Origin of the sequence: Desulfosporosinus sp. OT, assembly GCF_000224515.1 — a bacterium.
Taxonomy (GTDB): domain Bacteria; phylum Bacillota; class Desulfitobacteriia; order Desulfitobacteriales; family Desulfitobacteriaceae; genus Desulfosporosinus.
This window is the reverse complement of sequence record NZ_AGAF01000007.1, coordinates 17,665-28,923: the sequence shown is the minus strand read 5'-3', so window position 1 is coordinate 28,923 and position 11,259 is coordinate 17,665. Positions and strand designations below refer to the sequence as shown.

At 47.0% G+C, this 11,259-nt stretch carries 11 protein-coding genes; 3 read left to right on the top strand and 8 right to left on the bottom strand.

What is annotated here, in order from left to right; translation table 11 throughout:
- The 3 genes from thiF to thiC form a co-directional block, all read left to right on the top strand.
- On the top strand, nt 1-717 hold a 717-nt coding region (gene thiF / locus DOT_RS00400; protein WP_282433419.1), incomplete at its 5' end, for a sulfur carrier protein ThiS adenylyltransferase ThiF.
- A 108-nt stretch (nt 718-825) separates the two neighbouring features.
- Nucleotides 826-1,470, top strand: a complete 645-nt coding sequence (thiE, locus tag DOT_RS00395; RefSeq protein ID WP_009612786.1) for a thiamine phosphate synthase — start codon at nt 826-828, stop codon at nt 1,468-1,470.
- Between the two features lie 225 nt (nt 1,471-1,695).
- Nucleotides 1,696-2,973: a phosphomethylpyrimidine synthase ThiC gene (gene thiC, locus DOT_RS00390; RefSeq protein WP_040410836.1), complete on the top strand. Its 1,278-nt coding sequence runs from the start codon at nt 1,696-1,698 to the stop codon at nt 2,971-2,973.
- A 217-nt stretch (nt 2,974-3,190) separates the two neighbouring features.
- On the opposite strand, the gene DOT_RS00385 is transcribed toward thiC, so the two are convergent.
- The 8 genes from DOT_RS00385 to lipA form a co-directional block, all read right to left on the bottom strand.
- The gene (locus DOT_RS00385; protein WP_009612783.1) at nt 3,191-3,865 is read right to left on the bottom strand and encodes a class I SAM-dependent methyltransferase; all 675 of its coding nucleotides are present in this window, start codon (nt 3,863-3,865) and stop codon (nt 3,191-3,193) included.
- A 34-nt stretch (nt 3,866-3,899) separates the two neighbouring features.
- Nucleotides 3,900-4,973 (bottom strand): radical SAM protein, encoded by a 1,074-nt coding sequence (locus DOT_RS00380; RefSeq protein ID WP_009612782.1) that lies wholly within the window; start codon nt 4,971-4,973, stop codon nt 3,900-3,902.
- Nucleotides 4,970-6,076 carry a radical SAM protein gene (locus DOT_RS00375; protein ID WP_009612781.1) on the bottom strand — a complete coding sequence of 369 codons (1,107 nt, stop codon included), beginning with the start codon at nt 6,074-6,076 and terminating at the stop codon, nt 4,970-4,972. Before DOT_RS00375 ends, DOT_RS00380 begins: the two co-directional genes overlap by 4 nt.
- Nucleotides 6,069-6,503 (bottom strand): glycine cleavage system protein GcvH, encoded by a 435-nt coding sequence (gene gcvH, locus DOT_RS00370; RefSeq protein WP_242833729.1) that lies wholly within the window; start codon nt 6,501-6,503, stop codon nt 6,069-6,071. Before gcvH ends, DOT_RS00375 begins: the two co-directional genes overlap by 8 nt.
- An 84-nt stretch (nt 6,504-6,587) precedes the next feature.
- The gene (locus DOT_RS00365) at nt 6,588-7,757 is read right to left on the bottom strand and encodes a (Fe-S)-binding protein (protein ID WP_009612779.1); all 1,170 of its coding nucleotides are present in this window, start codon (nt 7,755-7,757) and stop codon (nt 6,588-6,590) included.
- Nucleotides 7,754-9,262: an FAD-binding oxidoreductase gene (locus tag DOT_RS00360; protein ID WP_009612778.1), complete on the bottom strand. Its 1,509-nt coding sequence runs from the start codon at nt 9,260-9,262 to the stop codon at nt 7,754-7,756. The genes DOT_RS00365 and DOT_RS00360 overlap by 4 nt, the downstream gene beginning before the upstream one ends.
- A gap of 2 nt (nt 9,263-9,264) precedes the next feature.
- Nucleotides 9,265-9,699, bottom strand: coding sequence for a glycine cleavage system protein H (locus tag DOT_RS00355; RefSeq protein WP_009612777.1), 435 nt, complete (start codon nt 9,697-9,699; stop codon nt 9,265-9,267).
- A 14-nt stretch (nt 9,700-9,713) separates the two neighbouring features.
- Nucleotides 9,714-11,255 carry a lipoyl synthase gene (lipA, locus tag DOT_RS00350; RefSeq protein WP_009612776.1) on the bottom strand — a complete coding sequence of 514 codons (1,542 nt, stop codon included), beginning with the start codon at nt 11,253-11,255 and terminating at the stop codon, nt 9,714-9,716.
- Between the last annotated feature and the right edge of the window lie 4 nt (nt 11,256-11,259).

Here is an 11,259-nt window from a genome sequence, read left to right as displayed (position 1 = left end):
GGAAGTGGTGCAGATGATCCGGGCCAGAGGCTATCTGCCGGCTTTTTGCGACTGGGTAGATATGCGTACAAAGGACGCTGTCGGGCTATGAATCCTTTAATGACTGGCTTAGCCGGGACATTGTCTCCAGAACAATTAGCTAAAGTTCGACAAACTCCCGTAGGAATCGCTGGTTTAGGTGGCTTGGGTTCCAATGTCGCTTGGCACTTAGTGCGCAGTGGGTTTTCACACCTAGTCCTAGCCGATTTTGACCGCGTAGAAGCCAGCAACCTGAATCGACAAGTCTATTTTCCAGATCAATTAGGACTCTTGAAGGCTGAAGCTCTGGCTGAGAACCTATTAAGGATCAACCCTGACTTAGATTTGAAATTATGGCCGGTTCTCGTGACACCTGATAATGTCCAGTCGATCTTTGGGCAATGTTTAATATGGGTAGAGGGTTTTGACCAGACTGCCTCAAAGAAAATGTTCGTGGAAGAAGGGCTGGCGGCTGGAAAAAAAGTCATAGGAGCGTCTGGGCTGGCCGGTTGGGGAGATACTGATACGATCCGAACCATGCATTGGGGTTCAGGCTTATCTGTCGTCGGAGATTTCTGTACCGACGTGGCCAAAGACCAGCCACCCTTCTCTCCCCGTGTCGGTGTTGTGGCTGCTAAACAAGCTAATTTGGTTTTGGCCTGGGCACTTAACGAAAACTTAGCTGGCTCTAAGCTTTAGCGCAGGTGGCTGACTTAGTTATATTCTATACTTCCAGAATGTCATCTTCTCTGGCTGGTATCGTCCAGTTAAACTTTTTTACTAGTAGAACGAAGGAAGTGACCCATTATGAACAAAGCTGTAACAAAGCGCACTCTTCCCGCTGGTATCTATGCCCTTACCTCCGAGCCCCACTCTCTGGGCCGCAGCAATCTTGAAGTGGCTGGTGAGATTTTGGCCGCTGGCGTCCCGATCCTTCAGTACCGGGAGAAGAACAAAAAGGTCAGAGTTATGTATGAGGAATGTCTGGTACTACGGGCTATGACCCATCAAGCGGGTGCCTTGTTCATTATCAATGACCACTTAGATCTGGCACTTGCCGTGAGCGCTGATGGCGTGCACATTGGGCAAGACGATTTGCCTCTGTCCAAGGTCCGTGAGCTCGTTGGCCCCAATCTCCTCATTGGGGTTTCCACCCATTCGCCCGCTCAAGCACAAGCAGCAGTAAAGGATGGTGCTGATTACATCGGAGTAGGACCGATATTTGCCACCCAGACCAAAGTTGATGTGTGTGATCCGGTCGGACTGGACTATTTAGACTACGTCGTTAAGAATCTGGAGATCCCCTTTGTCGCAATCGGCGGCATCAAGGAGCATAATCTAGCCGCAATCGTCAAGGCGGGAGCTCGGACTATCGCCTTAGTTAGCGAGATTGTGGGTAACCCAGATATCCCAGACAAAATCAAGAGTCTTCAACGTATTTTGAGAGCTTAGACTTTTAATGCCAAGTCAAACAAATTTTATGCAAGGATAGCCTTGCACCACTAAGGATGAAAATCGAGGGTTTTCATTACAAAACATCCCCTTGTCCCCGTATCCTTCACGGATTAACCAATATTCATTGAAAATCAAAAAATCGAAAATTGTGGGCAAGATTATCATTTGCAAAATTATACAAGCACTAACATTAGAGAAATCTTATTGAAAGAGCGTGATTTGATGAGTACACAAATGCAACAAGCTAAAAATGGAGTCATCACAGCGGCCATGCAAACGGTTGCTGATAAAGAGGGTTTGAGTGCTGAAGAAATCAGACTCCGGGTGGCAGCAGGAAGCATAGCCATCCCTGCTAACCATAATCACACTTCGTTAAGTCCAGAGGGCGTTGGTCTGGGGCTTAAAACAAAGATTAACGTCAACTTGGGCATCTCCCCAGAGTGTGCCAACATCGATAGTGAGCTGGGTAAAGTACGCATGGCTTTAGATATGAAAGCGGAAGCGATTATGGATCTCAGCAACTATGGTAAAACCGTCGAATTCCGCCACCGACTTATTGACATGTCTCCAGCTATGATCGGTACGGTTCCTATGTATGATGCCCTTGGTTATTTAGATAAAAAATTAGAAGACATTACTCCCAAAGAATTTTTAGCCGTAGTCGAACAGCACGCCCGAGACGGTGTCGATTTTGTCACCATCCACGCTGGTATAAACCGGGAAACCGCTCAACACTTCCGGAAGACCTCACGGGTCACCAACATTGTTTCCCGGGGCGGTTCCTTATTATATGCCTGGATGGAACTGACTGGGCAGGAAAACCCTTTTTACGAATATTTCGATGATCTCCTCGATATCTGTGCTAAATACGACGTGACCCTAAGCCTAGGAGATGCCTGCCGACCGGGCAGCATTGCCGATGCTACCGACGGTGCCCAAATTTCCGAATTGATTGTCCTGGGAGAATTAACTCAGAGGGCTTGGCAACGCAATGTTCAAGTCATGATTGAAGGACCAGGCCATGTTCCCTTGAATGAGGTTGTGGCCAATGTCCAGTTGGCGAAAAAGCTTTGCCACGGTGCCCCTTTTTACATTCTGGGACCGTTGGTCACTGACATTGCTCCCGGTTACGATCACATCACCAGTGCCATCGGCGGAGCTTTAGCCGCCTCGGTGGGAGCAGATTTTCTGTGTTATGTGACACCGGCTGAACACCTTCGATTACCGACTTTAGACGACGTGCGCGAAGGAATCATAGCAGTCAAGATCGCTGCTCATGCCGCGGATATCGCCAAAGGGATACCCGGAGCTGCCGATTGGGATAGGGAAATGAGCCAAGCCAGACAAGTTATGGATTGGGAAAAAATGTTTGACCTGGCCTTGGACCGGGAAAAACCGGAACGCTATCGTAAAGAGTCCGCCCCCGAGCATCAGGACAGCTGCACAATGTGCGGAGAAATGTGTTCGATGCGTCTTATGAATCGTATTATGGACAAATAGTGTAAATAAAGGAGCAAGTAGCTGGTCGGATGAAAATCTTAGCTACTTGCTCCTTTGAACTTTTAAGTTAACCCTATGGCATTTACGGTACAGGTTTTACGAATTGTAATACTCACTTTGTCACACCAATTATAAGCTGTACACGCTTATGATTGAACCACGCAATAAATAAAAGAGAGTCCGAAATTTGTGGCTCTCTTTTATCAGATATCCACGCTCATTCTTTGACCCACTTAGCGACCAGAAAACCAGGATTCGTATTTTTTTGCTTTTCAATTGTTAAAGCTTGTTCTATCGAAGACACCTCAGGCGGAAAATAGAGTGCTTTGCCGATTTCCAGCCGTCCGCCTACCTTCCATTGACGAATTTCAGATTCCGTGTAAAATCGTGCGTGGGCAAAAACGGATTCAGGTTTTGTATTAGCTTTCCTACCATAGAACTCACTCCAGGAAGATTCTCCTGCAATAATTCCAATCACCAGACATCCTTTAGGCTCTAGATGCTCAAATAATCCAGCTAAAATTTCCTCCGGATTCGGAATAAACTCAAAAGCACTCATTGAAAGAATACCATGATATTGTTCAAGCTGAGCCATAATTTGAGTAATATCCGCATTAAGCCACTTAACCTGATAGCCTGAGTTCACAATCTTTTCTCGAGCTTGGGCCATCATTTTTTCAGAAATATCTACAGCCGTGATATGATACCCCTGTTTTGCTAGCATAGTGGTGTATTGTCCGGTTCCACACCCAATTTCTAGCATCTTGGAACCGGATGGCTGAAAGAGCTGACTAGCTAGATCCCGCTCAACTTGATCGATTACTCGTCCTATTTCCGTGTCGTACCAGTTGTCATAATCTCCAGCTATCGGGTCAAAAAGTTCAATCGGCATTATAATCGCTCCCCACTTTAGTTCTACTTTCCCCCTACAGTCCACCACAACACATTTCACTCATGACAGGTTCCAACCCATGTGCTAAAGCGAAGTCTATGGTTTCATCCAGTGGAAAAGCCAAGGTATTGATACCCGCCGCTATGAGCCCTCTCTCCAACCAAGCCTTTTGAGTATAAGGTCGAGCACAACCAAAACTAAGTTTTAGCGAAGGATTCAAAAGACGAGTTTGAGCGGTGATCCTGACGATCTCAGCCGGATCTGGTCCACTGACTCCGCCCATTGGAGTACCTGGCACGGATCGTAAAGCAACTAACACCAACGTTTCCAAAGGATAGTCACTTAACGTTTGAATGATATTTTCTTCTCCCATGATTTTACCGTAGTTTAAGCCGAGAACCACATGCGGGACAACATCTAAATTCTCGGCCAGCAGAATTTCTAAAGCATTTATATAAGCATTAGGCTTGCGGTCAAGATGATAAACCTTGCGAATTGTAGCGGAATCACCAATCATATCCAAAAAAACCTTATCAACTTCAGCCCGTTTCAACCCAACTGCTGTTTCCTTATCTGCTAAGCCCGTATGCACATGAATCGTAAAGTCTAGGGATTTCAGATAAGCAATTACCGCTAAAAAAGGTTTAAGGGGGACCTGTCCCTCATGATTACATCCTCCTGTTATAAGAAGCCCGGTAACGCCTTTTTTTCGCAGGGTGGTTCCCAGTTCCTGAAGTATTTCAGGGGTTGGAGCCGGAATCATTCCATTCAGCATTGTCCCCTGACAATGGTCACATTGAAGAGCACAGGCCATTCCTGTGATGCTCACATTGAGAAATCGACCTGCATTGCTAAAATACTTTCCATCATAGTGCCTCCCGCCTGGAACTGCAAAGTGGATGAAATCAGGGAAGGATTTTCGGCGCAGATTCCAGGCGCCTTTTAGTAGATCAGATAAGTTTGCGCTCTGATCAAATTCCGTCCAACCTTCGACAATCATCTTTTCGATCATCGTTTTTGGATCCTTTTGACGAAGTTCGGAGCACCTTAGCTCTTCTAAATCCCTAGTAGGGAGTGCCAGTTTCAACAGGTCATCCCTCGAATTCACAATTGTTCAACACCCTCCATGAGCCCGACGTAGAGTTCACCTCTTATTTGCTCCACATCTCGCATATTGGGAATAAAGGGATAATTGGCCAGGGTCGTACCTGGGCGTTCATTGCCATAAGGCCGATTGCAGGCCGTTTCTCCATCCTTCCCGGGACAGCCGGACGTGCGAAAAGGTTGGCCGGATGCGACAAAAGGTTCGACATCCATGCCAAAATCATAAACTTGTTCAGAACTATTAAAGCGCATAGTTGTGGCCTTCGCCAAATCATTCATAATTAGATAACGGGCTAATTGCATACGGCGGTATTGACCAAGGGAGGGTGCTGCTTTCTCAGACAAAGCACTCCCTGGTTCGGGATAGAACGAAAAGAGATGAACCACCGCGCCTAAATCGTGGACTTGCTGAAAAGTCCTGACCATCTCTTGTTCGCTTTCTCCTAGACCGACAATGAGATGAACACTGACCTGGCCTTGTCCAAAAACAGCAACACCCTTTCTTAGAATCTCCCAGTAATGATCCCAGCGATGAGGTCCTCGTACACCTTTTCCGCGGTATTTTTGGAAGATTTCTGCGGTGGCTGTGTCAATCGACACCCCAAGTTGATCTGCGCCAGCCTCCTTGAGTTTTTGCAGGTCTTCCGTCTTGTGGATCAACGTTGGGGCACACAGAATACTAATCGGCAAATTGACTTCCCTGTGTAAGCGGGATACGAGATTTAATGAATCCTCAAAGGCTCTTTTATGGGTAATCATGGATAGGCAAATTCGTTTCAAAGAGCTTTGATATTGTTTTGTCCGTTCAAGAATGAGATCAAAGGAGTAGGTGGGCCAAGCAACCCGAATGAAGGTTGTTCCTTTAGTTTTTTCGGAACGTTTTTGTTCCAAACCACAATACCCACAGCGTCCCTGACAGCCCTCTTTATAAGTCAGGAGTAAGTTTAAGCAGGTGAGCTTGGCATCGCGATAAAAAGTACCGCCTTTTAAACCGAGGGTCATGGCGGCCGCAAGACTCGTTTGGATAACCTCCGGACTTTCTAAACCCATTTCCTCTATCTCCTGGGTAAGTTCACCTTGGGAACGATAATCGTGAGTGTTAGACATCACAGGCTTTCTCCCTTTCTAACTCCCTGTCTAACCATACCTTGAGTTGCTCCACGGTCATCAGCATTTGCCCTTCAGAGGAATGAGTTTTAATTTTAAAGAGCCAACCGAGCCCATAGGGATCTTGATTAATCAAGCGTGCGTTTTCTAGGACCTCCGCGTTCACGGCACAGATTTCCCCTGTCTGGGGAGCATAAAAACGCCCAACCCATTTTCCCGTTTCCAGAGAACCTACGGCCTCTCCTGCCTTCACCTGAGTACCGGCTTCTGGCAAACTCAAGTACAAAATATCCCCCCTGGTGTATTGACCGTAATCGGTTAAGCCTATGATGATAGTATTCCCTTCCCTTTTGAGCCACTGATGGTGTTCATCATAGTGTAATTCTTCTGGGAAATGCCACTCTCCGATCTTCATATCTTCACCCACTCTATCATTATAGTATAGGTAGCCAAACGTTCTACATAGTTTAGGTAGCTATATATCCTACTCTTGTTTCAGTAGCGGGTTATCCTATTCTTCCAAGGATCGCCACAATAACTCAGTAACATCTAAAACCTCAAGTGGTAGTTTCTCCTGTCTTGCCGCCATTTGCAAAGTCTGTACACATTGCTGACACGCAGAGGTTAAAATAGTTGCCCCAGTTGCTGCAGCCTCACGTACCCGTTGCACAGCAATCGCTTGACTTAACTCCTTATCTACAGCAGCTAGGTTCCCTCCACCACCACAACAATCGGCCATCTCCCGGCGATGAGGCATTTCTACAAAGTTAAGCCCCTCCATGGCCTGTAAAAGTTCTCTGGGCTCGTCATAGATTCCGCTGTTGCGACCCAAATCGCAGGGGTCATGATACGTGACGGTCTCATCTATATTGCCTAGTTCTAATTGTTTTGTACGGATTAATCCAGCCAGATACTGGGTTGCATGGAGCACCTCAAAGCCCAGATCTTCCCCGAGGATCGTGGGATATTCGTGTGTCCAGGTATGATAACAGGAGGCACAGCCCGTTATTAAGGTTTTGACACCAAGAGCGCGAACTTTCGCCACATTGTGTTGGGCTAATTCAAGGACTTGCTCAGAGTTTCCCGAAGCGAGGAGGGGGAAGCCACAACACCATTCCTCACTTCCCAGCACGGTATAATGAACATTTGCCCGATCCAATAAGCTGACAATACTTTGAGAGATTCCGGCCGACATCGGATAGAAGGAAGACACACATCCTACAAAGTAGGCGACCTCACTTCCGACCTTGGAAACCTCTACTTCAACCTCATCTAAATCATCCACCCAGTCAAGGCGATTTTCATTGGGAAACGTACTGATATTGTGAGTCGTTTTAACTTGCAGAGCCATCTGGGTTAAGTTCTGATGTTCCATTCCCCGAGCCCTTAAATCTTCTCGCAGATTCAACCAAAGCTCACGGGTTTTAATCCCAGCTGCACATATTTCCGCACATTTACCACACAGCGTACACTCCTGCAAACGCTGAGCATATTGATCTGTGGCTTGTTTCTCCTTTTTCTTCAGGAATACCTCTTTGGCCAAAGCAATTTTCCTGCGAGGTGCCGAGGATTCCCAACCAATTTCTCGGTAAACGGGACAGACACTTCGACAACTGCCGCAGCTACCACAGATATAACTGGTTTTGGCTATTTTCTCCCGAAGTTCTTCAATCGTTTTCATTGTCCTTGACCTCCTTTGAGGATTTTAAGGACCATAGGTCGAAAGAGACCAATCATAATCATCGCCAAACCAAAGACATGGCTGTTCAAAATAATATTCGGGGGATTGTAACCCTTTCCGGGATTGAGCATAGCGTGGGGATCTGCCGCTTGTTTGCGCTGGCGGCGGCGTTCTCTTTCTCCCTTGTCATATATTTTTCCTAAATAGGGAGTATTCCAAAAGCCAATGACATAAGGTTTACCACCCAAGCTGTGTCCCAACTTGTAAAGATTGCTGGTAAAACTCAGATCAACGATGTAACGGATCAGGTTCAATTCATCTGAGGGATAAAGAACCATCACCAAGGCCATGTCAGGAGACACGAGATGGGCATACGTAACGCACAGGGTATTGGTCTTTTGGCCCAATTTACTTAACCTCTCATAAAAGGCCGCAAAATTACTGACCGGGAGTGTCATTTCTGCCGCTAGGAGGGAAGGAAGTGTTTGTTCAAGCCGGAGAGATTTAAACCGATCGGCCCATTCCTCAGCTCCTACTTCATCAGGCAATAAAGTCCCGCCTAGAACTTTCACTTGTTTTCGGATGTGAGCAACCGCTTGATCCACTTCGTCACGCTTGCCCTCCAGATCAATTTCCAGGCTGTACTTTCCTGGGGGAATCTCATGAGCGTAGCCAGCTTTCTGGAGCGACATAATGAATTCCGGACTACTAAAATGAACATTGTACAGAGACGTAAAATGTTCTCCACCCAACCAAGACATCATCGCCCCAGTATCCGTTTCATTATTAAAGACGGCAAGTAGATGTTCCTCTTTTTCTGGAACGTCACGCACCAACAACTTAATCTCCGTAATAATTCCCCGGGTTCCTTCAGTACCCATCAAGTCATTAAATTGCAAGCCTGATTGCTCAGAACCATTGTTCCTTGCCGGGCCTTTGTCAGGTCGTGATAATTCCACGATTTCTCCAGTGGCCGTCACACCCCGTAGGGCCATAATTTGATCGTGAATTGGGCCATACGGGACAGAGCCGATACCTAGGCCTCCCATGGAAACCCATCCTCCGATCGTAGCGGAGGGTGCACTGCTGGGGCTAGAACACACCGCACAGCCCTGCTGTCGCAATCCGTCATCGAGGTCTTTCCAAGTCATCCCTGCTTTGACCCACACCATTTTTTTCTGGCTCCCCTGGTCTAGCTCAATTTCCGAAAATCCTTGGAGGCGATTCGTATCAATCACTAAACCACTCTTCATCGGAATGCAATTAAAATAGGCGGTAGAGCCTCCGCCCCGGACTGTAACTGGTATTTTGCCTTGCTTTGCCCACTTGATCAAACTAGAGATTTCTTCTGCCGAGATGGGCTGAACCACGGCTTTAGGTAGGGGATTGGTAAGCAAATTGACCAAGATAGCGGGAACATAGGCGACATCATGAGCATAGGGAGCAAGTTCAAAAGGGTCGGTTGTAGCCCTTGACCCACATATTTTTTGCAAAGCTTGTTCCATGACTACCCCTCCTTACCCGGAACATTCCGGGCAATTTCCCCCTTAAGCCACTCTGCGGCTTTAACCCCATCCATGAGTTTGCCTAAGTCCTCCTGGAAATTGCTAGGCTCAATCAGCGCGATCCAACCATTTCCATAACAATCCTGGTTCATCTTTTGCGGTTCATGCAATAACTCTTTATTGACCTCTACGATCTTACCTGTTACAGGTACCTCGATACGTCCCGCCCACTTTCCCGATTGCATAGAGCTGAGAAGTTTACCTATTGGTACGTCTTTACCGACTTTAGGTAGTTTAACAAACGAGATATCTCCCGCTAATTTCTGGGCAAAATCATTCATTCCGACTCTGACTAAATTTCCTTCTACTTTCACCCAGGCATGATCTTCAGTATAGTAGAGGTCATCGGGTAAATTGTAACCTTCAATAATTGCCATAGTTTCCACCTCCGTTATGGTTGCGCATGATAAGAACTGCGGACTAATGGGCCACATTCCACTTTTTTAAAGCCACGTTCGAGGGCCTGCTCCCGATACCAAGCAAACATACCTGGAGGTATGAACCCTTTTACCGGCAGATGTTTAGGCGTGGGTTGCAGGTATTGACCGATAGTAAGGTAATCACACCCTACTGCGCGCAAGTCCTCCATAACACGACAAACTTCCTGTGTTTTCTCTCCAAGGCCAACCATTAAACCACTTTTAGTTTTGATCGCAGGAGCAAGTCTTTTAACATCGGCCAGAACCTTCAACGAGCGCTCATAATTTGCCCCCGGCTGAACGCGAGGATAAAGCTCGGGTACCGTTTCGATATTGTGACCGATGACCTCTGGCTTAGCGGCAACAATCGTTTCCAGCGCTTGTTCTGATCCCGCTAAATCTGGAATCAACAGTTCAATACTTGTTTGGGGAGTCTTGTGGCGCAAGGCTCTCACAACTCGGGCAAACTCCCCTGCTCCTCCGTCTGGTAAATCATCCCGAGTCACTGATGTGATGACTGCGTGTTTAAGTTTAAGGGTTTTGACGGTCTCCGCCACTGCTTCAGCTTCTGCCTGATCAGGAGGACAGGGGATTCCTTTGCTTACTGCGCAGAAACGGCATCCCCTGGTGCAGACGTCGCCAAGAATCATAAACGAGGCGGTACCTAAAGCAAAGCATTCACCCGCATTGGGACAACGTGCTCCCTCACAGACCGTATGCAAGCGACCCTTTGCTAAAACCCCTTCCATTTCTTCCATCACACCCGACGAAGGAGCCTGAACCGTTAACCAACTTGGTCGAAAAGCCTGTGCTTTTAGGCCGTCAACAACCAACAATCTCTCCACGTCTTGGGATAGAGAGCGAATTTCCCATTGAAAAAGTGCACACATTTCTTCAATGACCCTATTTTTGACCTCGGAAATGCTAATCGAGCGGTTCAGCTCTTCGGCAAGCGAAGTCATTTGCACACCAGGTAAGCCGCAAGGAACAATGGTCTTAAACTGAGACAAATCCGGGTTAACGTTAAGAGCAAAACCGTGAATTGTCACCCAATGATTGACCCCTAAGCCAATGCTGGCAATTTTCTTCTCCCCGACCCAGACTCCAGGGAACCCAACACGTCGCTCCGCTTGGACTCCAAAGGCAGAAAGCGTATTAATCAACATTTCTTCTAATTTATTAACTAACAAATGAACGTCTTTATTGTATTTATTGAGATCTAGGATCGGATAGCCAACAAGTTGACCTGGGCCGTGAAAAGTAACATCTCCTCCCCTTTCAATCTGGAAAACCTGGAATTCATGAGCAGCGAGCCATTCTTCGCTAGCCAAAATATGTTCCCTGCTGCTGGCTTTCCCCAACGTGATTGTGGGAGGGTGTTCGACCAAGATTAAGCTATCCGCGACCTGACCCCTAATCCTGAGATCTTGTAGATTCTTCTGAAGTTGCCAAACTGGTTTATAGTCCGCTTTCCCTAGGTCAAGAAGATACGTGGGGCGAAAAGATCCGACCATCGGT